This window comes from Agrobacterium sp. SORGH_AS_0440 (assembly GCF_031453135.1).
Lineage (GTDB): Bacteria > Pseudomonadota > Alphaproteobacteria > Rhizobiales > Rhizobiaceae > Agrobacterium > Agrobacterium pusense.
In genome coordinates this window covers 1,261,019-1,287,744 of the sequence record NZ_JAVIYR010000002.1, presented here as the reverse complement: position 1 = coordinate 1,287,744, position 26,726 = coordinate 1,261,019, and the positions used below count along the sequence as shown (strand labels likewise).

Genomic DNA, 26,726 nt, shown 5'->3' with positions numbered 1-26,726 from the left:
GGAGTGTTATGCCAATTCTTATAAGTTCCGCTCCGCCTATGCAGCAAACGTTTTTCAAGTTCAACCGGAAGGCCGGGTCATGACCAAATCATCACGTGCTCTTTGCGCCGCTTTGGCGGTCGCAGTCGCACTTTCCATCCCCGGACCGGCTTTTTCCGAAACCATCGTCCGCAAGACCTATTCCTATTTTTCGATCAGCGGCAAAACCGCCGCCGACCTCGACCAGCAGCTTTCCAGGCACGGCCCGCTGACCCGCAATACCGGCGCGCGCCATCCGGGCGCGACCGAAATCAAATTCGGTGGCGAACTCACCTATGTCGAGAAAAACGGCCTTTGCAGCGTCGGAACCGCCAAAGTGGTGCTGAATACCCGGATTCTCCTGCCGCAATGGAAAAACCGCCGCCGCACCACGGCGGAACTGGCCTTCATCTGGGATACGCTGCTTGCCGATATCAAGCGCCACGAGGAACGGCACGCCGAAATCGCCCGCACTCACGCCCGTTCGCTCGAAAGGCAGTTGACCGCGCTTCGCCCCCAGAAAAACTGTGAAACACTGCAGGAAATGGTTGGCAAGATCACCCAGACGGTGATGGACGAGCACGACAGGGACCAGATGCGGTTCGACGTGGTGGAATCGCGAAATTTCGATGCCCGCATGACACGGCTCCTGAAAAACCGGCTCGAACAGGGACAGAGCCGCCGCTGAGAGATCCGCGCCTTTCTTCCGACAAAGCTGAATGATTGGCCGACATGACGTAACGTGATGTCCGATCTCACCCGTGACTTCTGGTGATGGTGCGTCCGGTGAGACTCATTGTACGTTCTACGTACGGTTTCGGACCATACTGTCTCAAAAGCTTTGATGGTCGCAGCCGCCTCCGGTTCTCCCGGTGCGCACTTGAGGGCTCGCAGGTGTTTCCTCCCTCGCCTGCATGCTGCGTACCCGCCTCGCCCCGCTCCCCGCTACCTTGGTGAGCGGGGCTTTTTCTGCCGCAAAGCCGTTTCGTCTCAGCCCTGGCGCTCAGGAACGTGAACGACGAGACCGTCAAGGTCGTCGCTCATCTTGATCTGACAGGAAAGACGCGAAGTCGGCCGCACATCGAAAGCGAAATCCAGCATGTCTTCTTCCATCGGCTCCGGCCCGCCAACGCGCTCCGACCAGGCGTCGTCGACATAGACATGACAGGTAGCGCAGGCGCAGGCACCGCCACATTCCGCGTCGATGCCGGGGATGGAGTTGCGCACGGCATTCTCCATCACGGTGGAACCGTTGCTCACGTCGAGTTCATGGGGCGTGCCGTCAAAGGCAACGATTGTCAGTTTTGTCATGCCGAAATCCAGAATGTGATCTAAGAACTGTTCTAAACACATAGAAAGGCCGGTTCGCCTTGGCAACCCGCTTGGAGGGCGCCCAGGGCCTCAACCGGCCTTGCGAAACCGCAATTTTGATGAATTACGCCTCAGCGGCAAAGTTTCAGGATGAAATTTTCCGCCTCGACAATGGCGGCCGCAAGCTTTGCAATCGCGACGCTGTCATTGCCACCAGCCTCCACGGCGGCGGCAGCCACAGAAACATCAAAGGCACCGACAGCCTGTGCTGCGCCCTTCAGACGATGCGCGGTCGCCTTCACGTCCGTGTCGCCGGCGCCCGCCATTTCGTGCAGCGCGGCGCGCGCATTGCGGCTGAACAGTTGCAGCACCTCGATCTCAAGATCCTTGTCGCCCATCGTCTGACGGGCCAGATGATCGAAATCGATAGGCTTTTTTCCAGTGACCGGCGCGCCGCCGCAATTATCGGGCGCTTCGAAAGCGATACTGACTGCTGCCATGTCTCAAATTCCTGTCTTGCCGTTTCCTGTTTCGTGTCACATCTGTGTCGTATTCAGGCATCCTAACCGGTGCTATCGGCTTAAATTACGGCGTGACGCGGCTGAAAATCTTCTGCTATGGTTAATTTATGTTAAACTTATGCGAAACAAGGCGTTCAGCGTGAAACTCAGGTTTAAAAACTGTTAAAAAGCCGACACTTCGCCACCACCGCAAATCCGCATTAATTGTTTCGAACACCTAAATGTGTCACTACGGTACTGCTGTTGCTGCGAGGCCTAGGCACGAGCTTTGTTATTGCGGCACAGTGTTGTAATTTCGCCCGAAAGCTGGATCACCAGCATTCGGGATTTGGTAAGTGGCGGGATTGTTCTCTCATGGAGGGATATGTTCCGCTGGCATGATGGCGGCAGTCCGCCTGCATAGGCAGGCGGTCCAACGGCATGAAGCCGGGCGTATGTGTAACGAGGCGTAACCGCATGGCGAATAACAAGATCAGCGACTCTGTCGACGAGACTGCTTTCCAGGCATTGGAAGATGCCCTGCAGCTTGGCGCTTTCGAAGAAAAGCCGGAGACGCGGAAGACTGCAGCGCCGAAGCAGCCGGAGGCCAGAGTGAAGGAAGCCAGCAGACCGACCCCTGCTCCCGAAGTCGCGCGCACGCCTGTCGAACCGGCGCCGAAATCGCCCAATCTCGAAGCGGCCAATGACGGGTCCAAGCGCAGCCCGGCCATGATCCTCAAATCGCTGGAAGGCGGGTCCATCGGCGGCGCGCTTCGCAACGCCACGATCATGTCGGTTATATGGGCGCTCGGCGGCCTTGGCATCGCGCATCTTCTTTACGGCAATGCGCTCTGGAATATCGGTTCGCTTTCCGACCTCGCCGCGATCCCCGGCCTGATGGCGATCGTCGTCGGCATTCTGGTGCCGGTCATGTTATTCTTCGCCTTCGCCATCATGATGGCGCGTGCCCGCGATCTGCGCAACGCCGCCCGCTCCATGGCGGAAGTCGCGCTTCGTCTTGCCGAACCCGAAACCGTTGCCTCTGACCGCATCATGTCCGTTGGCCAGGCGGTTCGCCGTGAAGTCTCGGCCATGAATGACGGTATCGAGCGCACCATTGCGCGTGCGACCGAACTCGAAACCCTCGTCCATTCCGAAGTCAATGCGCTTGAGCGCAGCTATGCGGACAATGAGCTGCGCGTGCGCAGCCTCGTGCAGGAACTGACCGCCGAACGCGACGCCATCGTCAACCATGCCGAGCGCATCCGCTCCTCCATCGTCGGCGCGCAGGAACAGATCAAGGAAGAACTCTCCATCGTCGGCGAAGAGCTTTCGATGCGGATCGCCACGACCGGCGAGGCCTTTGCGTCGATGATCGACACACGTTCGGCGGCTCTCCTGGAAAAATCGCGCGCTTCGACGGAAGCAATGGGCAGCCTGATCGCTGCCAAGACCGAAAACCTGCTTCAGGCGCTGAACTCCTCCGGCACGACGATTTCCAACGAATTCGACATGCGGCTGCATAATCTCACCTCGACGCTGGACGAACGCGGTGAAGTGCTGCTCGAACGTTTCGCGATCCATGCCTCGACGCTCGACAGCGGCGTGGAAAGCCTCAACAGCGCACTTGAGGAACGCACCCGCCAACTCAACGAGACGCTTTCCAGCCGCACGCTCGAGCTCAACCGCAATATCGAACGCGGCCAGCAGATCATCGGCGGTTCGCTGGATACCGTGCTCGACAAGCTCTCCACGACGCTCGAGGAAAAAGGACTCTCCTTCCGCCAGAGCCTGCAGAGCACGGCCGACGACGCCATCATGGATCTCGATCTCCGCTCCGGCCTCTATGAGGAACGGATGCAGGCGACGGTGGGTCAGGTCAACTCGGCCTTCGATGAACACGTGGCGCAATTCGCCAGCGCCTTCGACCAGCGCGCCGGCAGCCTCGATAGCAAGCTGATGGAAAGCCTTGCCCGGATCAACGAAACCGTGGCGGGCGGTTCTGAAGCGCTAGACACCATGTTGAGCGCCGGTCTGGAACGCATCGGCACCACCATGACCGATCAGTCGCTGGCGCTCGCCACCGCGCTCGGCACGGGTCAGGAAATGCTGGAAAGCGCGCTTGAGGCCCGGACTCAGGCCTTCAGCGACGCGATCGGCCAGCGCACCGCCGAAATCACAGACGTCTTCGCCAATTCGCACGAGAAGATCGACGCCGTGCTGTCGGAACGCAGCAACGCCCTGTTCGGCGCGCTTTCGGCCAGCCAGAACCGTTTCGACGAAGCGCTCGCCAGCCGTTCCATGGCTATTACCGGCTCCGTCTCCGGCACGGCAGAACGCCTCGCTGCCATGCTCGACGAACGTGCAGCTGCGATCAACAACGTCGTCGCCGACGTGGAGCGTCGCCTTGCCGAAACGCTCGAAACGCGGGCCGCAGCCATTACCGGCGCAGTCTCCGGCATCGAGGACCGCATCTCCGACACGCTGGAAAGCCGCACGGCTGCCCTGCACGACGTCGTCTCCGGAGCCGAGAGCCGTATCGCCGAAACGCTTGATGGCCGCACGGCTGCGCTTTCCAGCACCATTTCCGGCGTCGAGGAACGCATCGCCGACACCATGGACAGCCGCACCCTGTCTCTCGACATGACCTTCGCCAATGTGGAGGAACGGCTTTCCGAGACGCTCGACAACCGCACCTCCGCCCTCACCGGCATCGTGGCGAGCGCCGAAGAGAAAATTGCCGGCGCGCTGGACAGCCGTACAGCCGCGCTCGGCGATGTGGTGGCGGGCGCCGAAACCCGGATTGCAGAAACGCTGGACGGCCGCACCGCAGCCCTCAACGCCGTGGTTTCGGGTGCGGAAGAACGCATCACGGATGCACTCGACAGCCGCACGATGGCGCTGGATATGGCCTTCTCCGGAGTCGAGGAAAAAATCACCGAAACGCTCGATACACGCACCGCGGCCCTCGGCGAGTTGGTGGCCAGCGCCGAAACCCGCATCGCCGGCGCGCTCGACAGCCGGACGGATTCGCTGAAGTCAGTCGTTTCCGGCGCGGAAGAGCGCATCACTGACGTCCTCGACAGCCGCACGATGGCGCTCGACATGAGCTTCTCGGGCGTGGAGGAAAAGATCGCGGATATTCTCGACGGCCGCACCGCCGCCCTGCACAGCGCCGTTTCCGGCGTGGAAGACCGCATTGCCAGCGCGCTGGACACCCGCACGGTGGCTCTTTCCGGTATCGTATCGGGTGCGGAAGAGCGCATCGCCGATGCGCTCGACAGCCGCACCATGGCGCTCGACATGACCATTTCGGGTGTCGAAGAACGGATCGCCGAAGCCATGGACGCCAGGGCGTCATCGCTTTCGCTTGCGGCGGCCGGCGTCGGCCAACGCCTGGAAGCCACTGCTTTCACGCTTGAAAATGCGCTTGCCAGCGGCCATGAGCGGCTCGAAACCATGCTCGGCTCGCAGGCCGAGCGTATTGCCGGATCGCTGGAACGCAACAGCGGTCTGATCGAGCAGAGCGTTTCGGGCGCGGCCAACCGCATTGAAAGCGTCGTTGAGGACGGCAGCACCCGGTTTGCGCAGACCGTCGAAGAAGGCGTCTCGCGCCTCGAAAGCAATCTTTCGCAATCGCACGAGGACATCCGCAGCACGCTTGAGCAGCGTCAGGCAGAAATTGCAGCCACGCTCAGCTCCGCCACGACCCAGATGGGTGACATGCTCTCCGAGCAGGCGATGATGATCGGCACCACGGTCGCCTCCAGCGCCAGCATGCTTGAACTGTCGCTCGAAACCCAGCAGGAAACGCTGCAGAAGGCGATTGACGGTAGTGCGGCAACGCTGGAAGAGCGTCTTCGCAACAGCGCCGGCGATATCGCCGTCAAGATCGGCGAAGCCGCACGCGAAATCGGCGGCGCGACGGACGCCCTCTCCTCGAAAATCGAGACCTCTATCGGCAACGTCACCACCCGTCTCGACGAAACCGGCACCCGCATCGAGACCTCTCTCGATACGCTTCAGGCACGCGTCGGCGGCGATCTCGCCAATGTGAACACGTCGATCGAGGATGCCGGCCGCCGCTTCGCCGAGGCGCTGGAAGACAAGACAGCCGTCTTTGCGCGCACCAGCGATGAGGCCGCCGAGCGGATCACCGGCATCCTGGACGAGCAGACGACCCGCGTTGCCGACACCTTCGAAAGCCGCACCAGCCGCCTGGCCGAAACCTTCGATACCGGCACGGCCCGCATCGATGAGCGCCTCGGCACGATGGACCGCGCACTGACGATCGGTCTCGAAAACGTCAATCGCACCATCGAAGGCAAGGCCACCGATCTTGCTGTCAGCCTGCGTGGCGCGGTTACCTCTGCCACGCAAAGCATCGGCGACGAAGCTGCCCGTTCCTCCGCCCTGCTCGCGAAGTCCGGCGCGGAGTTCGCCGAACAGGTGCAGGCACAGAACGAGGCCTTTACCAAGGCCATCGAGGAACGCTCGGGTGAAATCGTCAACCGTATTTCGGATGCACAGACGCGCCTCTCCGGCCAGGCTGCCGCCGTGGCGCAGACCTTCTCCGAGGCGGGCAACATCATCGTCAACAAGGTTGCCGAGGCTGAAGCCGTTGTCCGCTCACAGGTTGGTGTCATTTCCGAGACTTTGACGGGTGTTGAATCCGCCCTCGACGCGCGCGGCGAATCGATCCGTTCGGCACTGGACAACCGCACCCGCGAACTCAACTCGATGCTGGCCAGCCGCTCCGCGGAGCTGTCGCGTCTTATCGAGGAAAAGGCAAAGCCTGTCGTCGACGAATATGCCACCATTGGCCGCGAAGCCGCCGAAAAGATCGTGTCCGCTGCCCAGCAGAGCGCCGAGCTTCTGTCGCAGAGCAATAGCGGCATGGTCGGCATGGTGGAGCAGGCAATCAGCGATTATGCCGCCGCCGGAACGGATGCGGCAAGCAAGCTGGTTGCAGCCACTCGCCAGAGCACCGACATGTTGTCGGAAACCCATACTGCAATGGCGGACGCCGTCGAACAGGGTATCGACAAATATGCCCGCGCCGGCAGCGAAGCAGCCAACAAGCTGGTTGCCGCCACTCGTCAGAGCACGGATATGCTGTCGCAGACCCATAACAGCATGGCCGAAATCGTCGAACAGTCGGCAACCAACTTCAATTCGGCCGTTGAGCGCGCCGCTCAGGGCTTCGGTGCAGCGGATGAAGCGCTGAATGCGTCTGCAGCCCGTTTCTCGGAGTCCGCGTCGCAGGCCGCCGACATGGTGTCCAGTTCCAGCCGTCTGCTGGAAGGAAAGATCGACCGTCTGTCGAATATTTCCGGCCAGACGCTGGCGCAGGTCGCTGGCATCGTCAGCCGCTTCGAAGAACATTCCAAGGTGCTGAGCCAGGCATCCGAGCTGCTGAATGCCGCCCAGTCGAGCCTCGTCGGCACGCTGGAAGAACGCCAGGATGCGTTGCGCAGCCTGTCTGTTGGCCTCGTCAAGCGTTCCGAGGAAATCGAAAGCGCCATGCGCAATGTCATTGGTGTGGTGGAAACCACACTTAACGAGGCTGAAGAGCGTTCGCAGAACGTCGCCGGCAACCTGCGTGAAAATCTGCAGGCTTCCTTCTCCGATATCGGCCGCTCGCTTGATGAAACCGAACAGCGCGCCCGTTCGGCGGCACAGACCATGCGGGGCGCCCTGCTCGCCGCCGGTCAGGATGCCAGCCGCTCGATCGAGAGCACGCTCTCCGACGCGCAGAAATACTCCGACGAGCTGGTCAACCGCCTGCGCGGCGGTGTCGAATCCTCTCTCTCGGAAGTCGACAACCTTCTCGGCAGTGCTTCCGAAAAATCCAATGCGGCCGCAGCCAACCTCAAGGAAACGCTGCGCCAGGCTGTCGAGGAAGCGGTGAGCCGCTTCGCCGGCGCGACCGATGAAATCCGTCGCTCAAGCCACGATATCCGCCGCGAACTTGACGCGACCCGCGCCGAACTGAAGCGTGGTGCCTTCGACCTGCCGGAAGAAGCCAAGGAAAGTGCGGCCGCAATGCGCCGCGCCGTATCCGAGCAGATCAAGGCGCTGCAGGATATTTCCCAGCTCGTCGGCCGCTCGACGCAGCAGATGGAAGTGTCCGAGCCGGTTGCCCGCGCCATCGCCGCAACCCAGCCGGCTGTCGAGCGCCGCGTAGAGCCGCGCCCGCAGCCCGCAGCCCCCGCGCCGGTTCAACAGCAGCGCCCGGCGCAGCAGCAGCCAGCACCTGCCCTGCGCGGCACGTTGCCGCTCGAAAATCGCCAGGTCGAAAACCGGCAAGTCGAGAATCGTCAGGCACCCGCTCCGGCGCAGCCGGTCGCACCAAGCCAGGCGGGACGTCGCGAAGAAGGCGGCGGCTGGATCAGCGATCTGTTGCGCGGCGCCTCCCAGGAGACGCCCGCAGCCCCCGCACCGCGCGCCAGCACCGAGCAACAGCCGACCCGTGCAGCCGACACCCGTAATCCCCGCCACATGGTGGAATCGCTGAACTCGCTCTCCGTTGACATCGCCCGCGCCATCGATCACGATGCGTCGGTGGAACTGTGGCGCCGTTACCAGCGTGGCGAACGCGACGTCTTTACCCGTCGTCTCTACACGCTGAAAGGCCAGACGACCTTCGACGAGATCAAGCGCAAATATGAGCGTGAAGCGGAGTTCCGCACCGCCGTTGACCGCTATATCAACGATTTCGAGAAGCTGCTTGCCGATGTGGCCCGGACCGACCGCGACCGGACCGTGACACAATCCTACCTCACCTCCGATACCGGCAAGGTCTATACGATGCTTGCCCATGCGGCGGGTCGGTTTAATTAACGATATCAACGCAGATACAAGTACACCCCGGTCGGAAGACCGGGGTGTACTTTTGCAACCGCTTTGCTTTATCGTTTCTCAACGAGCTGATTTCAGTGACTGATGACCCCAATCTCAAAAAAAGCCACAGCTACGGCTTGATGACTGGCTCTCCGCGTTCCTGTTCGGACGAGGTTACCTTCACAAACAACGCGACGCGGATCATACATTTCGGCCAACACGCAGCAGATAATCTCGCTCGTTAAACGGATCAGGACCGGAGCGCCGACGCTGCGGCGGGGGATGGCGAGTTCGGGCATAGTGATCGAACGATGTTTCCATCATACCCATGCCGCCGGTTAGTCCCGGCACCTGCTGTTGAACGCTCTGGACAGCCGCTGACGCCAGTGTGCCTTCAAGGCTAACCACATTACCTGAAATCAATGAGTTACTTGTCGCTGCTCCTACTCTGGCTAATAAAGCAACCAGTCTCGGCATGGCGGTGGTGGGTGCCTCGATATGAAAGCGGTCAACAGGCTCGCAAACGAAGGTTTGCGCTTCTTTGAGTGCGCTCGCCAGCACCCACGGGGTCAGGTGCCGGAAGTCCGCCGCATTGGTGGATGGAGACGTGTGGCGCGCAGCCGTCACTGCGACGTGACAATCCTCCACCCGCCAGCCGAAGATTCCCTGTTTCAGCGTTTCGAACACGGTTTCCTCCACCGCACGATAGAAGCTCGCAGGCATCTGACCCAGCTCCACCTCCAGCGCAAAGCTGTTGCCGGTACCGTCTGGCCGTGAGTCGACACGGAGGCCCAACGTGGCGAGAAATGGATTGGGCTCCTTGAAAAGGAGTTGCAGCCCCTGCCCGCTGCCGCAAAGCCTTTCCACGCAAATAACGATGCTGTCTTCAAAATCGGCAGCGATACCGTAACCGGTAGACAACTCAGACTGGATGACCTCCTTTTGGACCTCGCCGTAGAGCGATACGAAAACGTCATTCGTCTCTTCGTTTCGCCGCAAGCTTATCAAAGGATCCTGTTCAGCCAACTGGTTGAGCGCAAGCCACAGGTTTGCATGTTCGGACGGTCGCCGGGAGATAATACGCGTTTCAAGCGTGGGCGGCGCAAAATGAAATTCGCCGCGCGCGATGGCGGTCGCGCCTACCAGATCGCCAACTCGGGCATCGGCGAGACCGTTAACACGTCCGATCTGACCGGCGCAAAGACGTGTCGCACTCTTAATCCGGCCGTCCTCAAACACCTGTATCCCCGTCACTTTCCCCGAGCCCCGAGGTAGAGGCAGATACTGGCGAAGCTGGATCGTTCCCGATGCAAGATACAGATAGGACAGCTTTTCGCCGCCCCATCCGCGTTCGATCTTGAAGATTTTTCCAACGACATCGCCAGCTGGGTCGGGGTTACGAGCAGGGAGCATGGCGGGAATTGCCGAGATCAGGTCCGATAGCCCAACACCCGTCATTGCAGCACCGGCAAAAACGGGATGCACCAGTCCACAGGCAGTCTGCTGCCTCAGGGAATGTGATAGCCTCTCGGAATCCACCAAATCGGGCCTTGCAAGATAGTCATGAAGCAGATTTTCATCATTTTCCGCGAGGATTTCGCTCAGGCTCGTAAAAAATGGATTGCTCACCGTCATATTTGTTGCCGCCACTCGTACTAGCTTTCCACCCTCATCAGTGACAGTCGACATTGCAATCGGGCACACCCGCAACTGATTGACGAGGTCGTTCACGACCCCGTCATAACGTGCCCCAACTCTGTCGACCTTATTGATGAAAAACAAGAAGGGTACGCCAAGGCGTTGCAGCGCTCGTACCAGTACGCGCGTCTGGGCCTGCACGCCCTCCACAGCGGAAACGACGACCACTGCGGCATCAAGCACACCCAGTACCCGCTCCACCTCCGCGATAAAATCCGGATGACCTGGCGTATCGATTAGATTGACGACGGTATCGCAGATTTTGAATGAAACGACAGCGGCTCTGATAGTAATACCGCGTTGCCGTTCGAGTTCGAGACTATCCGTCTGCGTGCTGCCGGCATCTACGCTGCCAAGCTTGTCGATCACACCGACATCGAAAAGAAGACGCTCCGTAAGACTAGTCTTGCCTGCGTCCACATGGGCGAGGATGCCCAGATTCAAAGTGCGCATGAACCCTCAACTTCTCAGAAACTCCAAGATGATTTTCTTGAGAAGGGACTCGGCGCAGGGACCTCTATGAGCTGAAACGACAAGTTATCGAGCAGATCTCCGCCAATTGCGGAAATACCTAATAATTTAGAACCCGTGTCGCGAAATATGTCAAGCCGGGTTCGATCGGCCCGGACACCATCGCGCACAGGATGGCTTCTTGATGAAACTTCATAATCTTGCTGGTGGTGCGCTGTCTTGTTGAGTTCAAATCTCGAACGTGCCTGATGCAACCCGCACCGCGTGGCCGCCGATGCGGGCGCGGCCGATTTCGCCGTCCTTGATGTCCATGCGCAGGTGGATGTGAGATGGTCTTTCCATCTCCACCCCCTGCTCGATCAAAAGTGGATAATGTCCGTCAGTCAGCCCGTCGAAATGGTGGATGGCGCCCGAAAGCGCGGCGGCGGCCGAGCCGGTTGCGGGGTCTTCGGCAATGCCCATATCCGGGGAGAACATACGGGCATGGAACTTTGCGGCGTGATTGACACCGCCGCGACAGTAAATATAGGCCGCCGTCAGCAGCCCCTCAACCAGCGGTGCGGTGCGCAGCCACAGACCGGCGTCGAAATCCATATCACGCACTGCGGCGATATTATGCATCGGCACCAGCAGGAAAGGCACGCCGGCCGTCCAGATCGATGGCACATGATTTTCAAAACCGAGATGGCCTTCGCTGACACCCAGCGCATCCGCCAGGGCGGCATGATCGAGGGGCAGGTCCACCCTTGAAGATCTGCGCGGCAGATCGAATTCCGCAAAGCTGACGGCGCCGGCGCGCATTTTCACCGCGCAGCGCACGGGCCCCACCTTCTCCTCGAGTACGCAGACCATATCGATGTCGTCATCGCCATCCCCTCGATTGCGCTCGGCAATCGCTACTGCGGCGCCGACGGTCGGATGTCCGGCGAAAGGTAATTCACCCGAGGGTGTGAATATGCGCAGGGAAGCCGCGTGCGCAGGGTTGCTGGAGCGATTGATGAAAACGGTCTCGGAGAGATTCATCTCCCGGGCGATGGCCTGCATCGTCCCCTGATCGAGGTCATCGGCATCATACATCACCGCCAGCGGGTTTCCCGCCATTTTCGTCTCGGTAAATACGTCATAGATATTGTAGTGCAGCGCCACACCCGTCTCCTGCCATTCGCCACCTCGTCTGCCTTGCGCAAACTGCATCAGGCCGCCTTACACCGCAACCCTTGTTGCGACAGGAAATCAAGAAGCTGTGGAACGGCGCGGTTCAATGGCATGGCCGGGAGAACGTCTCCCCGCCCGAAAGGCCTTGTCGCCGGCAGTCGTCTTCATGTACCAAGGGTGCGTCTTGCGGCTTGCGACCGGAGGTCTTGAACGACTTTCGAAGATTGCGAACCGCTTCAACAGGTTACATTGCGGTCGCAGGCCGGGTCCCGGTCTTCGCCGTTGTCGAGGGAAGCGGATGTCGCATTCTACCTATTCACTATCCTTCGTAGCCTCCGCGACTGCGGAGGCGCAGGCGGCGCTGGAAGAGCTGAAAAGCGCTTATGGCAATACGCCGTTTGACGAAGCGGACGTCATCGTGGCTCTCGGCGGTGACGGATTCATGCTGCAGATTCTCAACGAGACGATGAATTCCGGCAAGCGTGTCTACGGCATGAACCGGGGCTCGGTCGGCTTCCTGATGAACGATTACCGGGTGGAAGGCCTCATCGAACGCATTGCGGTGGCAAGCGGCAACGATTTCCACCCCCTGCGCATGACGACGACGGATTCCGATGGCGACGAGTTTACGGCGCTCGCCATGAACGAAGTCAGCCTGTTCCGCCAATCGCATCAGGCTGCCAAGCTTCGGGTCGAGGTGGACGGCAAGGTTCGACTGGAAGAGCTGATCTGCGACGGCATGATGGTGGCGACGCCAGCAGGGTCTACGGCGTATAATTTTTCCGCCCATGGACCGATTCTGCCGCTGGAATCGCCGCTGCTTGCACTGACGCCGGTCAGCGCTTTCCGTCCGCGGCGCTGGCGCGGCGCGCTTTTGCCGAATAAGGTCACGGTCGATATTCATGTTCTCGAACGCGACAAGCGCCCGGTGAACGCGGTGGCCGACCACACCGAGGTGAAATCCGTTCGTCATGTACGGATCGCACAATCGCAGGACAGGACGGCCAGAATTCTCTCCGATCCGGACCGTTCGTGGTCGGACCGGGTCCTCGCCGAACAGTTCAACAATTGAAGCCAACGATCGACAATGCCATGCAACTGACAACAACCATCATCGCAGCCTGCCTTTTCGCCGCCGCCGTGCTTCCGGCGCGGGCGCAGACGGAAGCGATTGACGCGCTGCCGGTTTCGGCGATCTTTGTCACCAGCAGCGGCATGTGGGAAGATCGCAATCTTGAGCCGGTGAAGGGGCCTGACGGGCAGCTGCGGCCCCCACCTGCCTCACCAACGCGCGGCTATTACAAGGTCATCGCCATACGCCAGGGCGATGGTACGGCGAAAATTTATCTGCAGCGCATCGCCTTTACCGCCGAGGGGCCGAATCTTCTCGAAAATATCGAGCTCGAGGAATTCAGTCAGATGAAGTCCTATGTCACGGATATTCGTCCCGAAAGCTCGAATGGAGCGCCCGCCTCGCCTGGCCTTTTCGTGACGGTTTATCTCAAGACCGATCCGATGAGCAAGGAAGCGGAAAACTGGACGATCCTGATCGACGAGCTGGGTGAGATGAAGGTCGAGAAGGCTTCGAACTAGCCCGTGATTGGCCGGTAGGCATTCGTCATGCGATAGTCTGGGTGTTCAACTCATGAGGGCCATCCAGAACTGCACCGAAATGATGCTTCCACAAGCGCGCGCCCAGTTCGCCGCTGCGGTCGAGACTCGAGCCGACCGTCAGCCACGGCAGAAGCGTGGGATGAAGTCCCGCATCGAAGAGCGCAAAACCGGCAGCCAGAACGCAGGTATCGGCCTGTATGCCGCAGACCAGCACGCGGTCGAGCTTCAGCGACAGAAGATAGTCGATGGCCTCCCGTGGCGGCGCATAGCCATGTTTAATGAAGATGCGATCGGCAACCACCAGCGACTCATCATCCCTGCCCGGCTTCCAGCCCAGTTGCCGTTCAAATGGCGTCACGCTTTCGTCATGGCGTTCGACAGTGGCGAGGCTGGGCATGGTCTGCGCGAGACTGGATATCTCGGCAACCAGCGTTGCCGGAGGATTGAAGCTCGGCTGGACGTCGACGATATAGAGCGCCTGTTTCATGCATCTCCTCCAATGAAAAACCCCTCGCAATGGGTTCGCGAGGGGTGATCTTTTTCAATCGACGCGCCTGGGACCTCAGTCGATATCCGCCACGTCTACATCCGCACCGCCGCTGATGCGGTGGGCGAGAGCGGCTTCCATGAATTCGTTCAGGTCGCCATCCAGCACGTTGCCTGGCGCCGTGCTTTCCACGCCGGTACGCAGATCCTTCACCAGCTGGTAAGGCTGCAGGACGTAGGAGCGAATCTGGTGGCCCCAGCCGATATCGGTCTTGGATGCCGCCTGCGCATTGGCCGCTTCTTCCCGCTTCTGCAGCTCCACCTCATAAAGGCGGGCGCGCAGCATGTCCCACGCCTTGGCGCGGTTCTTGTGCTGGGAGCGTTCCTGCTGGCAGGCGACGGCAATACCGGTTGGAATATGCGTGATACGCACGGCCGAGTCCGTGGTGTTGACGTGCTGACCACCCGCACCGGACGAACGATAGGTATCGATGCGGCAATCGCTTTCATTGATATCGATCTGGATCGAATCGTCGACGACGGGGTAAACCCAGACGGAAGAGAACGACGTGTGGCGACGCGCGTTGCTGTCATACGGCGAAATGCGGACGAGGCGATGCACGCCCGATTCCGTCTTCAGCCAGCCAAAGGCATTATGTCCCTTGACGAGGATCGTCGCGGACTTGATGCCGGCTTCTTCGCCATCGTGGACTTCCAGAACCTCGACCTTGAAACCTTCACGGTCGGCCCAGCGGGTATACATGCGCAGCAGCATGTTCGCCCAGTCCTGGCTTTCGGTGCCGCCAGCGCCGGAGTGCACTTCGAGATAGGTATCATTGCCGTCGGCCTCGCCTGAGAGCATGGCTTCCACCTGACGGCGGTTTGCCTCGCTCTTCAACGCCTTCAGCGCGTCTTCGGCGTCCTTGACGATTTCATCATCGCCCTCCATCTCGCCGAGTTCGATCAGCTCGATATTGTCCCGGAGCTGCTGCTCCAGCGCCTTGACGCCATTGATGCTGTCATCGAGCTGCTGGCGCTCGCGCATCAACTTCTGCGCCTCTGCTGCATCGTTCCAGAGGGTCGGATCCTCTGCCTTGTTGTTCAACCAGTCCAGTCGTCTTATCGCCTGGTCCCAGTCAAAGATGCCTCCTCAGCAGGCTTATGGCCTGCTTGATTTCGTCGACTACGTTCACGATTTCATTGCGCATTTCGCTGGTTCTTCACCTTCATTGAAACTCGTTGCTCAAATAAATGCGGGGGGCGCGGATGTAAAGACCCGCGCCCCCGCCAAACGTCATGGCTGATGTCAATAAAGGCCGCCGCCACCGCCGGTGATGGCCTGCTGCGCCTGTGGCGAGGTCTTCAGAATATCTTCCTGCGACATGTAGCCTTCAGCACCGATGACCGAGAAGCTATCGGCCGGGCCTGTGCCGGGCTTAAAGGCTTCCATGATCGTGTCCGGTTCGCCTTCCGCTGCCGCCATGCCGGTCTTGCGGTTGACGGCAACGAAGTTCATGCCTGCAGGCACGATGAACTTGCTCGGCTGGAGATGCTTGGCCGCATCGGCGATGAATTCACCGAAAATCGGCGCAGACAGCGAGCCGCCGGTACCACCGCGACCGAGCGGTGCGGGCGAGTCGAAACCAATGTACAGGCCGGCGACCATGTCCGGCGTGTAACCGACGAACCAGGCATCCTTTTCATCATTGGTGGTGCCCGTCTTGCCGGCAACCGGCAGATCGACCTTGATCTTGCCTGCGGCCGTACCGCGCTGCACGACACCTTCCAGCATGGAGGTGGTCTGATAAGCGGTCATCGGGTCCAGAACCTGTTCGCGGTTGTCGACGATCACAGGCTCATCCTGGTTCTGCCAGCTGGTAGCGTTGCAACCTTCGCAGGCGCGCTCCTCATGGCGGAATATCGTCTTGCCGTAACGGTCCTGAATGCGGTCAATCAGCGTCGGCTTGATCTGCTTGCCACCATTGGCGATGACCGAATAGGCCGAAACCATACGCATCACGGTGGTTTCACCCGAACCGAGCGACATGGAGAGAAGCGGCGGCATCTTGTCGTAGATGCCGAAGCGTTCGGCATATTCCGCCACCAGATTCATGCCCATGTCCTGCGCCAGACGCACGGTCATGAGGTTACGGGACTTTTCGATGCCGAGGCGCAGGGTCGAGGGACCTGCAGAACCGCCGCCGTAATTCTGCGGTTTCCAGACCTGGCCGCCCGACACCACCTCAATGGGCGCATCGAGAATAACCGATGCGGGCGTATAGCCATTGTCGAGCGCCGCTGCATAGATGAACGGCTTGAACGAGGAACCGGGCTGACGCATCGCCTGCGTCGAGCGGTTGAACTCCGATTGCGCATAGGAGAAACCGCCGACCATGGCCAGAACGCGGCCGGTATGCGGGTCCATCACCACCATGCCACCCTGCACCTTGGGCGGCTGCCGCAGGCGATATTCATTTCCGGAGCTGGAAAGCGGTTGTGCATAGATGACGTCACCGACTGTCAGGACGCCAACTGGAGACTTGGCGGTGGCTTTCTTGCCTGCCGCGTCACGATAGGCCCAGCGCATGTTCTCCGCAGAGATGTGACCGCGCGTGCGCTTGTCGCCATCTTCCGCATCGGGGTCGGCCTGGATGCCGATATCGACACCATCTGCGGCAACCGCAAGCACGACCGCGACCTTCCATTCCGGAACGTCTCTCAAGCCCTTGACCTTGGCAAGCGCAGCCGTCCAGTCGCCGGCCGTCTCGATCTTTTCGATGGGCCCACGGAAACCGCGACGCTCATCATACTGCACCAGACCATCCTGAAGCGCCTTGCGGGCCTCCATCTGAATCTGGGGATCGAAGGAAGTGCGAACGGAAAGGCCGCCTTCGAGAAGTGCTTCCTCGCCGTATTTCTCGACGATCTGGCGGCGGACTTCTTCGGCAAAGTAGTCGGACGCGAAGATATGCGCGCCACCGCGGCGCAGGTTCACTCCAAGCGGCTGTTTCTTGGCGTCTGCAGCATCGGAGGCCGTGATATAGCCGTTTTCGGCCATGCGGTCGATCACCCAGTCGCGACGCTCGAGAGCCGCCTTTTCGCGGCGGATCGGGTGGTAATTGGCCGGACCTTTCGGCAGCGATGCCAGATAGGCGGTTTCCGCAATGGTCAGTTCCGTCACCGACTTGTTGAAATAGGTGAGCGCCGCGCCGGCGATGCCGTAGGAATTCAGGCCGAAGAAGATCTCATTGAGATAAAGCTCAAGAATCTTGTCCTTGGAATAGGTCTGCTCTATGCGGAAGGAAAGAATGGCTTCCTTGAGCTTGCGATCGATGGTCTGGTCGTTTGTCAGCAGGAAGTTCTTCGCGACCTGCTGGGTGATGGTGGATGCGCCCACCGGACGGCGGCCGGAGCCAAAATTCTGGATATTGACGAGAATGGCACGGCCGAGGCCCCATACATCGACGCCGGGGTGATTGTAAAAATTCTTGTCTTCCGCGGACAGGAAGGCCGCCTTCACCCGGTCGGGAATCGCCTGGATCGGCAGGAACAGGCGCTTCTCATGGGCATATTCCGCCATAAGCGCCCCGTTGCCCGCATGCACGCGGGTCGTGACCGGCGGTTCATAGGTGCTCAGAACTGCGTAATCCGGCAGGTCCTTCGTCACGCCGTGCAAATAAATCGCACCGGCGGCGGCGGCGCACAGGAAGAGCACGCTGGCCAAGCCGAAAAAATATCCAATCAGTCTGATCATACCAAGCTACCGATAATTCGAATCGTAACCATCCACGCCCGAGGAAACGGGCGCATCTTTGCATATCGCGTGCCGTTTTGCACACCATACCTTCGATGACAAGCCGGATACGGCAGCATTCGCTGATATGTTACCGGGCCACCAGCCCGCAACTCCGCGCCAACGCTTTGCGAACCGCCACCGAATCCGAGTTCCGAGTAACGCGGCGAATGTGAGTAAAATAGGGCTCGGCCCCGTTATTCATCCGCAAGGTCCCGAATTGAACAGCATTTTTAGCGATCAATGGCAACGCGGCAACAGCTCGGCCGACGCAGCGCATTTCCCTTCAGCCACCGTTCGCCAGAGCCTTCGAACGGTACCGCCCGACGGCCGTTGCCAGCGTATCGGCCACCTTCTTGCGCCATTCCGCATCGAGAAGCAGCTTCTCGTCGTCAGGATTGGAAAGGAAACCAAGCTCGAGAAGCACCGATGGCACGTCATGGGCGCGCAACACCATGAAACCGGCGTAACGATGTGGATTGTTGATGAGGCCAACCTGCCCCTCGAAGGAAGAAACGATGTTTTCGGCGAGTGTCACCGAGAACGCCTGGGTTTCCCGGCGCGTGAAATCGAGGAGAATATCGGCGACTTCCGGCGGCTCGCTGGAAACGGCGACACCGGCGATCTGGTCGGACTTGTTTTCACGCTCCGCCAATTCCTGCGCCATACGGTCCGACGCGCGATCGGACAATGTATAGACGGTCGCGCCGCGTATGCCTTTCTGTTTCAGTGTATCGGCATGCAGGGAGATGAAAAGATTGGCGTTGTTCTGCCGCGCGATCGTCACGCGTTCGGACAAGGCAAGAAATGTATCGGAATCGCGCGTCAGGAAGGCCTTTATGCCGGGCTCGCGGTTCAGGCGCTCCGCGAGCTCCTTCGCGAACATCAAGGTGATGACCTTTTCCTCGGTGCCCGTCGTGCCACCTGAGGCGCCGGCATCGATGCCTCCATGACCGGCGTCGACCGCGATGACGAATTCCGCCGGGCGGGAAGTCTTGTCCGCGGGAGAAATCGCGGCGGTGGTAACGGGCGCAGGCGCCTGCCACTGCTGCTCCTTCACAAGTTCGGCGAACTTGCCCTTGGTGGTGATCTCCGTATCGAGGACGAAACGGAAGGATTGCCCGTCATCGGCCTTTTTCGTTTCAGCGACCGCCACCCGCACCGGCTTCTTCGCCGTCAGCACGATACGGGCGCTGTTTTCCCCCATTCCGCCGAAGCGAATATCGGAAAAAAGGCCGGTCGGCCTGAGATCGGATGCGGGAAAGCTGAAGTTCACCGCCGGGAAGTCCACGACGATGCGGGCGGGCGAATCGAGATAGTGAACGTCGAACTCCGGCTCCTCGGCGAAATCGAGAACGATGCGCGTGCGCGCCTCATCACCGATGATGCGGGCCTGATGCGCGACGAGCGGCTCCGTGGCCTGCACGGCCGGGCCGACGGAAACCGAGGCGACGGCAGACAATGTCACGACAGCCGCAAGCCGCGCGATTCGCGCGCCAATCCACCCTGCCCCACCTGATTTCGTTGCGCTGCGCGTGAAATTCATGGCCTTCAAGAAATTCCGTATTTCAGTCATTTTCGATAACCGGCGCGGTAAAACACCCGGAACGGTGCCGTTTCAACCACGCCGGACGACAATTTGCGCGTTTGCGCCTCACCATCGCAGGCCTTGGTGAACCAATTGTTAACCCGGAAATTCCACCAACAATATGGCATATTTAGCCAGCCTATTGCTATTATGACAGAGAAAACATACAACATGGATGAGGGTTAAAAGTGTTGACGGGATAGATGCCCGCCGGCTGCCAATCGAAAAAGACGCTGGCGCTGCAAATCGGGCAATCATCTGCCGTCGTTACATTTATCCTGAAACTCGATCAATTCCGGCCGTGGCCGGAGACCTACCCGGTGGCGCTGCCACCGCCGCTCTGAGGAGAGCAAATTCATCGGACCCCAAGGGGTCTATATATTATTGTCGTTCCGCCTGGCCAATGATGTCGCAGCAGTTTTCACATGAACCGGATACCAGGAGCAGGCCAAGCGCCTCGCCGTCGGTCCGGATGCTGCCAGTTTACAGACGCCCGGCAGGAGACTTCATTTCCGGCACATCCTTGCACTCATATGAAAGGCTCGTCCGTGTGGCGGGCCTGTTCTCGTATAAAACAAGGCTGCGCCGAGGAGCACAGCTTACATGGCAGACAAAATGCTTATCGACGCCTCCCACGAAGAGGAGACACGCGTAGTCGTTGTCCGTGGGAACCGGATCGAAGAATTCGATTTTGAATCGGAACACAAAAAACAGATCCGCGGCAATATCTACCTTGCCAAGGTCACCCGCGTTGAGCCCTCCCTCCAGGCGGCCTTCGTGGATTACGGTGGAAACCGTCACGGCTTTCTCGCTTTCGCGGAAATCCATCCGGATTATTACCAGATCCCGCTCGCTGATCGTCAGGCCCTGCTGAAAGCGGAAGCCGAGGATCATCGCCGCAGCGACGATTTCGAATCGGCCGATGCGCCTGAGCCCGCCGCCCCGATGATCGACCTTTCGCAGGTGGATCAGCCGGATGTCGGCATTGTTTCCGCAAGCGAAACCACTGAGACCGTTGTGACGGAAGAACCTGCACCCGTCGTGGAAGCGGTTTCCGAAGAAGCGGCCGTCGAAGTCGTCGCGGAAGAAGCGCCGGCTGAGGAAGAAAAGCCGAAGAAGCGCGTTCGCCGCCCCCGCGCTAAGAAGAAGACAGCCGAAGAAATCGCAGCCGAGGCGGCAGACGCGTCTTCCGAAGACGATGGCAGCACCGGCGGTGAAATGGCCGCGATGGTCGATACCGACACGATTTCCGAGGAAGTCGAAGGTCTTCGCCGCGGCAATGACGATGATGACGACGACGATGACGATCATCACGAAAAGGAAGTGATCGAATCCGTCGGCGCCGAAGACGCCATGGAAGAAGTTCCGGATCGCGTTGCCCGCAAGCCGCGCAAACAATACCGCATCCAGGAAGTCATCAAGCGCCGCCAGATCCTTCTCGTGCAGGTGGCCAAGGAAGAGCGCGGCAACAAGGGTGCTGCACTCACCACCTATCTGTCGCTGGCCGGCCGTTACTCCGTGCTGATGCCGAATACGGCGCGTGGCGGCGGTATTTCCCGCAAGATCACCCAGCCGACCGACCGCAAGCGCCTGAAAGAAATCGCGCGCGATCTGGAAGTGCCGCAGGGTATGGGCGTCATTCTGCGCACCGCAGGCGCCAACCGCACCCGCGTCGAAATCAAGCGCGACTTCGAATATCTGATGCGTCTTTGGGAAAACGTCCGCACGCTGACGCTGAATTCCACGGCTCCCTGCCTCGTTTACGAGGAAGGCTCGCTGATCAAGCGTTCGATCCGCGATCTCTATAACAAGGATATCAGCGAGATCATCGTTTCCGGCGAAGAAGGCTATCGTGAAGCGAAAGACTTCATGAAGATGCTGATGCCGAGCCACGCCAAGGTTGTTCAGCCTTACCGCGACATTCACCCGATCTTCTCGCGCTCCGGCATCGAAGCGCAGCTCGACCGCATGCTGCAGCCCCAGGTGACGCTGAAGTCCGGTGGCTACCTCATCATCAACCAGACCGAAGCGCTGGTCTCCATCGACGTCAACTCCGGCCGTTCGACACGCGAGCATTCCATCGAGGAAACCGCGCTGACGACCAACCTGGAAGCTGCGGAAGAAGTGGCACGCCAGCTGCGTCTGCGCGACCTTGCCGGTCTTGTCGTCATCGACTTCATCGACATGGAAGAAAAGCGCAACAACCGCGCCGTAGAGAAGAAGCTCAAGGACTGCCTGAAGAACGACCGTGCGCGCATCCAGGTCGGCCGCATCTCGCATTTCGGTCTTCTGGAAATGTCGCGCCAACGCATTCGCGCTTCGGTGCTGGAATCGACCACTCAGGTCTGCCAGCATTGCGGCGGCACGGGTCATGTGCGTTCGGAATCCTCCATCGCGCTGCATGTGCTGCGTGGCGTCGAGGAATATCTGCTGCGCAACACCACCCACAACATCACCGTGCGTTGCACGCCGGAAACGGCGCTCTATCTGCTCAACCACAAGCGCGGCACGATTGTCGATTATGAAGGCCGCTTTGGCGTGTCGATCATCATTGCCGCCGACTCCGGCGTCGGCGCCCAGCATTTCGCCATCGATCGCGGTGAAGCCGTCGAAAATCCCGTGAAGATCGAAAGCCTCATCCAGATGCTGCCGAACTTCGTGGAAGAAGAAGACGATTTTGTCGCCGAGGTGGAAGAGGACGAAGACGAGGAAGAAATCGTCAAGACCGAAAGCGCCCAGCCCCGCCAGCAGCAGCAGGGCGACAATGGCGAAGAAGGCAAGCGCAAGCGCAAGCGCCGTCGCCGCCGTCGTGGCAAGGGCGGTCAGAACGACCAGAACGGCTCGCTTGAGGCCGGTTCCGGCAACGACGCTGACGGCGACGATGCCGAGGGTGATGACGACGGGATCGACACCGATGACAATGGCGTTGAGACCGAAAACGGCACTGCGGAAGCTGTAACCTCCGAAGAGGAAAGCAAGCGCAAGCGCCGTCGCCGCGGGAAGCGTGGCGGTCGCCGCAATCGTGCAGAGGACGAAGCTCTCGACGCTTCCGGCGCTGAGGACGAAGGCGAAAGCGAAAGCGACGAAGCGCCTGTAACTGAGGCACCGGTAACCGAAGAGGCGACCGCAGCCGAAGTGGTGGAAGGTGTCGTTGCCGACGTCGTGGAAGAGGAAGCACCGAAGAAGCCACGCCGTACCCGCAAGGCGAAGGCCAAGACGGAAACCGAAGAAGCGCCGAAGGCCGAAGCGGTTGAAACGGTGGAGCCGGTGATAGTTGAGGAAACCGTCGTGGATGTCGCTGTTGAAGAAGCAGGCGAAGCGTCGGCCGATGTCGCTCCGCAGGCGGATGCACCGGCGAGCGAAGAAAAGGTCCGCGCGAACCGGGGCAGCAATGTTTCGACTTCGGAGCCGGTGGTTACGTCGTCGTCTCCCAATCCCGATGGCGATGAGCCGAAGCCGCGCAAGGGCGGCTGGTGGCAGCGCCGCGGCTTCTTCTGAGAGAAGCTACGTTCTGGATAAAAGACGCCCGCAACGATGTTGCGGGCGTTTTCTTTTATCGGTGCAAAGAACGGGCCCTTTTAGGGCCACTGACATTTCCTCATTCCATGCTTGTCACAGGAACGCAGTCAACGCATGCCCGCGGCGGGAGCGTCCTTTCAGCCCAAAGACCTGGGCTGGATCCCTTTAACAGGCACGGGATGAGGAGTGGGAGAGGCCAACCGTCAGACAGACCTCGTGAGACCACCATCCACGCGGATATTCTGGCCGGTAATATACCCTGCCCCCTCAGATGCGAGAAATGCCACTGTGGCGGCGATCTCTTCGCTCTTGCCGTAACGTTGCATCGGAACGCTTTCGCGGCGTTCTTCCGTCGCCGGCAGGCTGTCGATCCAGCCGGGAAGGACATTGTTCATGCGGACATTATCGGCTGCGTAGGTATCGGCAAAAATCTTGGTGTAGGAGGCAAGGCCGGCGCGGAACACGGCGGATGTGGGGAACATGCTGCTCGGTTCGAAAGCCCAGGCAGTCGAGATGTTGACGATCGCGCCCGCCCTCTGCCTTACCATGACCGGGGCGATGATGCGCGTCGGGCGAATGACGTTCATGAGGTAGACATCGAGCCCGGTATGCCATTGTTCGTCGGTAATATCGAGGATGGCGGCGCGCGGGCCATGGCCGGCGCTGTTCACCAGCACGTCGATACGGCCGAATCTCTCAAGCGCCAGATCCGTCAGCCGTTGCAGGTCTTCATTGGACTGGTTGGAACCGGTAACGCCGATGCCGCCCAACTCTTTCGCCAGCGCCTCTCCCTTGCCAGAAGACGACAGGATAGCGAGCTTGTAACCATCCGCGGCCAGGCGTTTCGCAACGGCAGCTCCCATGCCGCTACCGCCTGCCGTCACCACCGCCACTTTTTCTGCCGACATCGCTTTTCTCCCATTCCAAGTCTGACGGACAGCCCGTATGGCGGTCCTTCTTCAGCTTGAACTGTCTCATCTTTAACGGGTTTCCAAGACGAGTTCGAACCAGAAAGGCTTGTCGAGGCATGCAGAAAAATTGATGCTGATGCGTCAGCCCGGGCCGACACCCGTTGGGTGAGCAGACCGGCTATCCGCCGGTGCTTCCTCCCTCTCCTGCAAACCATAGTCACGCATCACATGCGCGATACGCAACCTGTAATCGGAGAAGACGCCAGTCCGGCCGAGCGACTGGGCGGCGCGATGAGGCAGGGTGTTACGCCACGCCTTCACCGCCTCCTCATCACGGAAGAACGACAAGGAGAGCATCTTGTCCGGATTGCCGATGCTCTGAAACCGCTCGACGGAGAGGAAACCGTCGATGGTTTCAAGTTCTGCCCGCAGGCCGGCGGCTATATCCAGATAATGTTGCTTCTCGCCTGCAGCTGGCCAGACCTCAAAAATCACGGCGATCATCGTCCGGCTCCCGCGTGGGGGGCGGATGCGAGGCGCAGAAACAGTCGGTCCTCGCGACGGATGAATTGTTCGCGGCGCGCGAATTCGTAATTTTCCTGCCCGGCCGGATCGGCGGCGAGCTGCGCCCTATAGGCTTCGTAAGCGGCGAGGTTTTCGATGTTGTAGACACCGTAGGCAATGGTGCTCGATCCCTCCTTGGGCGCGTAATAACCGATCAGATCAGCCCCGCAACGCGGGATCGCCTCTCCCCAGTTGCGGGCATAGCGCTCGAAGGCATCGACCTTGAAAGGATCGATCTCGTAGCGGATGAAACAGGTTAGCATCGTTTGTCTCCTCATGTTCTGCCTCTCCCTTCTACGCCATTGCCATGCCTCGATGCTTCGGTTACCATCGAAGCATGAAAGACGGACCCGTGATTGCCAATGTTGCCGCCCTTATCGGCGATCCTGCCCGCGCCAACATCTTGACGGCGCTGATGGACGGGCGCGCGCTGACCGCGAGCGAGCTCGCGGAAGCCGCGGGTGTGACCCTGCAAACTGCCAGCGGGCACCTGTCAAAGCTCTCGGACGCACAATTGCTGAAAGCGGAAAAACAGGGGCGACATCGATATTTCCGCCTCTCCGATGAGGATGTGGCGCAGGTTCTGGAAGCGTTGATGGGGCTTGCCCAACGCACTGGCGCGGTACGTGTGCGCACCGGGCCGAAGGACAAGGCGCTGCGTGAGGCGCGCATCTGCTACGATCATCTGGCCGGGGAAAGCGGCGTGGCACTGCTTGCCGCCATTACGGCAAAGGGGCTCGTGACGTTAGGTGATGATCCTGCCTTAACGGAGAGCGGACGCGACTTCTTCTCGAACTTCGGCATAGACCTTTCGCCGCTCGAAAAGGCCCGCCGCCCGGTCTGCCTGCATTGCCTGGACTGGAGCGAACGCCGGCATCACCTCGGCGGCGGGCTTGGCGCATCGCTTCTTGAAGCGATGCAGCAGCGCGACTGGTTGCGGCGCGGAAATGGCCGTGTACTGACCTTTACTGCCAAGGGTGAAAAGGCGTTCAACAGCACCTTTGGCTGCACGCCCGCCTGATCTCCCCAGTGTATGATACCCGGTTATTTCAGCCAGCCGGCTATACGCCCAACGGCCTCGGCAATGTCAGACACGGAACCCGCATAAGAAATGCGCAGCGCCCTGTGGCCTTCCTCCGGGTCGAAATCCATGCCTGGTGTCGCTGCCACGTCGATTTCTGCCAGCATACGCTTTGCGAAATCCATGCTGTCATTGGAAAAACGGCTGGTATCGACATAGGCATAAAACGCGCCATCCATGGGGGATGCCAGCGGCAGGCCTATTTCCGGCAGTCGCGCCATCAGGAAATCGCGATTGGTGCGATAGCTCTCCCGATAGACATCCAGCTCCTCTGCCGCCGAAAAGGCTGCGGTCGCCGCAAGCTGCGACAGTTCAGGCGGGGAAATATAAAGGCTCTGGGCCAGACACTCGACCGGACGGACGAGGTTTTCCGGCAAGACCATCCAACCGATGCGCCAACCCGTCATGCAATAATATTTGGAGAAGGAGTTGATGACCACCGCATTGTCGGTGATTTCGAGTGCGCTCGTCTCTTCGCCGACGAAGGTAAGGCCGTGGTAAATCTCATCGGAAATGAAGGCCATGTCGCGGCTTTCGCAATAGGTCGCAAGCCGCTTCAGCGCCTCGCGGCCTGTGACGGTGCCGGTCGGATTGGCCGGGCTTGCCAGCAGAACGCCCTTCAGCTTGCAGCCCGCTTTCGTTTCCGCACGCTCCAGGCTTGCCGGCGTCAGCGTGTAGCCGGTTTCAGCCGTGACCGGCACTTCCACGACGTTGAGGCCGAGAGCCTTCAGGATATTGCGATAGGCCGGATAACCGGGCCTCGCGATCGCGACATGATCGCCCGCGTCGAAAAGGCTGAGAAAGGCAAGATTGAAGGCCGCTGACGAGCCCGTTGTCACGGCGATGCGAGCCGGATCGATCGCGACCTGGTGACGCAACCGGTAATGGCCGGCAATCGCCTCCCGCAGTTCGCGCAGGCCGAGCGCATCGGTATAACCGATCCGCCCATGTTTCAGCGCCTCTTGAGCCGCTGCCAGCGACGCCTTCGGTGCGGGATGGGAGGGCTGGCCGACCGCCATGGAAATGACGGGGCGGCCCGCCTGCCTGCGCCTGTTCGCCTCCGCCAGAATATCCATGGCGTGAAAGGGTTCGACTGCGCTCCGCTTCGACATCGTAATCAAGGGCATGCTCTTTCCTGAACCGTATTTCAGAGACTTGCCGCAGAATCACAATC

18 protein-coding genes are annotated in these 26,726 nt (G+C 60.0%); 6 read left to right on the top strand and 12 right to left on the bottom strand.

Going from position 1 to position 26,726, the window contains the following annotated elements; genetic code table 11:
* Window positions 1–79 precede the first annotated feature (79 nt).
* Window positions 80–706 carry a DUF922 domain-containing Zn-dependent protease gene (locus QE453_RS15595; RefSeq protein ID WP_004441483.1) on the top strand — a complete coding sequence of 209 codons (627 nt, stop codon included), beginning with the start codon at window positions 80–82 and terminating at the stop codon, window positions 704–706.
* A gap of 302 nt (window positions 707–1,008) precedes the next feature.
* Here the strand turns inward: QE453_RS15595 and QE453_RS15590 are convergent, their stop codons facing one another.
* Both QE453_RS15590 and QE453_RS15585 read right to left on the bottom strand, forming a co-directional pair.
* The gene (locus tag QE453_RS15590; RefSeq protein ID WP_006697584.1) at window positions 1,009–1,329 is read right to left on the bottom strand and encodes a 2Fe-2S iron-sulfur cluster-binding protein; all 321 of its coding nucleotides are present in this window, start codon (window positions 1,327–1,329) and stop codon (window positions 1,009–1,011) included.
* Window positions 1,330–1,460: 131 nt separating this feature from the next.
* Entirely contained in the window at window positions 1,461–1,829 is a 369-nt protein-coding gene (locus QE453_RS15585) for an Hpt domain-containing protein (RefSeq protein ID WP_107339724.1), read from the bottom strand.
* Window positions 1,830–2,306: 477 nt separating this feature from the next.
* On the opposite strand from QE453_RS15585, the gene QE453_RS15580 reads away from it, so the two are divergent.
* Window positions 2,307–8,672: a hypothetical protein gene (locus QE453_RS15580; protein WP_309777392.1), complete on the top strand. Its 6,366-nt coding sequence runs from the start codon at window positions 2,307–2,309 to the stop codon at window positions 8,670–8,672.
* 201 nt (window positions 8,673–8,873) lie between these two features.
* Here QE453_RS15580 and QE453_RS15575 read toward each other — a convergent pair whose 3' ends face one another.
* A complete protein-coding gene (locus QE453_RS15575) occupies window positions 8,874–10,823 on the bottom strand; it encodes a translation factor GTPase family protein (RefSeq protein ID WP_244405017.1) in 1,950 nt (649 codons plus the stop codon).
* Window positions 10,824–11,069: 246 nt separating this feature from the next.
* The gene (locus tag QE453_RS15570) at window positions 11,070–11,987 is read right to left on the bottom strand and encodes a PhzF family phenazine biosynthesis protein (protein ID WP_006698029.1); all 918 of its coding nucleotides are present in this window, start codon (window positions 11,985–11,987) and stop codon (window positions 11,070–11,072) included.
* 307 nt (window positions 11,988–12,294) lie between these two features.
* Here QE453_RS15570 and QE453_RS15565 point away from each other — a divergent pair, with 307 nt between their 5' ends.
* Together QE453_RS15565 and QE453_RS15560 are read left to right on the top strand one after the other, a co-directional pair.
* Complete coding sequence (locus tag QE453_RS15565; RefSeq protein ID WP_004441471.1) at window positions 12,295–13,068, top strand: NAD kinase; 774 nt, start codon at window positions 12,295–12,297, stop codon at window positions 13,066–13,068.
* Window positions 13,069–13,088: 20 nt separating this feature from the next.
* Window positions 13,089–13,589 (top strand): hypothetical protein, encoded by a 501-nt coding sequence (locus QE453_RS15560; RefSeq protein WP_309777390.1) that lies wholly within the window; start codon window positions 13,089–13,091, stop codon window positions 13,587–13,589.
* Window positions 13,590–13,614: 25 nt separating this feature from the next.
* On the opposite strand, the gene QE453_RS15555 is transcribed toward QE453_RS15560, so the two are convergent.
* The 4 genes from QE453_RS15555 to QE453_RS15540 form a co-directional block, all read right to left on the bottom strand.
* Window positions 13,615–14,097 (bottom strand): cysteine hydrolase family protein, encoded by a 483-nt coding sequence (locus QE453_RS15555; RefSeq protein ID WP_113381066.1) that lies wholly within the window; start codon window positions 14,095–14,097, stop codon window positions 13,615–13,617.
* A 75-nt stretch (window positions 14,098–14,172) separates the two neighbouring features.
* A protein-coding gene (gene prfB, locus QE453_RS15550; RefSeq protein ID WP_004441463.1) for a peptide chain release factor 2 occupies window positions 14,173–15,304 on the bottom strand; the annotation gives its coding sequence in 2 pieces (ribosomal slippage) (window positions 14,173–15,234 and window positions 15,236–15,304; 1,131 coding nt in all).
* 98 nt (window positions 15,305–15,402) lie between these two features.
* Complete coding sequence (locus QE453_RS15545) at window positions 15,403–17,850, bottom strand: penicillin-binding protein 1A (RefSeq protein ID WP_004441461.1); 2,448 nt, start codon at window positions 17,848–17,850, stop codon at window positions 15,403–15,405.
* A 325-nt stretch (window positions 17,851–18,175) separates the two neighbouring features.
* Entirely contained in the window at window positions 18,176–19,435 is a 1,260-nt protein-coding gene (locus QE453_RS15540; RefSeq protein ID WP_309778174.1) for an N-acetylmuramoyl-L-alanine amidase, read from the bottom strand.
* 645 nt (window positions 19,436–20,080) lie between these two features.
* On the opposite strand from QE453_RS15540, the gene QE453_RS15535 reads away from it, so the two are divergent.
* The gene (locus tag QE453_RS15535; protein ID WP_309777387.1) at window positions 20,081–22,975 is read left to right on the top strand and encodes an Rne/Rng family ribonuclease; all 2,895 of its coding nucleotides are present in this window, start codon (window positions 20,081–20,083) and stop codon (window positions 22,973–22,975) included.
* A gap of 224 nt (window positions 22,976–23,199) precedes the next feature.
* On the opposite strand, the gene QE453_RS15530 is transcribed toward QE453_RS15535, so the two are convergent.
* The 3 genes from QE453_RS15530 to QE453_RS15520 form a co-directional block, all read right to left on the bottom strand.
* Entirely contained in the window at window positions 23,200–23,904 is a 705-nt protein-coding gene (locus QE453_RS15530; RefSeq protein WP_004441449.1) for an SDR family oxidoreductase, read from the bottom strand.
* 144 nt (window positions 23,905–24,048) lie between these two features.
* Window positions 24,049–24,411, bottom strand: coding sequence for an antibiotic biosynthesis monooxygenase (locus tag QE453_RS15525; RefSeq protein WP_113381064.1), 363 nt, complete (start codon window positions 24,409–24,411; stop codon window positions 24,049–24,051).
* Window positions 24,408–24,734, bottom strand: coding sequence for an NIPSNAP family protein (locus tag QE453_RS15520; RefSeq protein WP_113381063.1), 327 nt, complete (start codon window positions 24,732–24,734; stop codon window positions 24,408–24,410). The genes QE453_RS15525 and QE453_RS15520 overlap by 4 nt, the downstream gene beginning before the upstream one ends.
* A gap of 74 nt (window positions 24,735–24,808) precedes the next feature.
* Here QE453_RS15520 and QE453_RS15515 point away from each other — a divergent pair, with 74 nt between their 5' ends.
* Window positions 24,809–25,492, top strand: a complete 684-nt coding sequence (locus QE453_RS15515; protein WP_022556057.1) for a helix-turn-helix transcriptional regulator — start codon at window positions 24,809–24,811, stop codon at window positions 25,490–25,492.
* A gap of 23 nt (window positions 25,493–25,515) precedes the next feature.
* Here the strand turns inward: QE453_RS15515 and QE453_RS15510 are convergent, their stop codons facing one another.
* Entirely contained in the window at window positions 25,516–26,673 is a 1,158-nt protein-coding gene (locus tag QE453_RS15510; RefSeq protein WP_006698022.1) for a pyridoxal phosphate-dependent aminotransferase, read from the bottom strand.
* Between the last annotated feature and the right edge of the window lie 53 nt (window positions 26,674–26,726).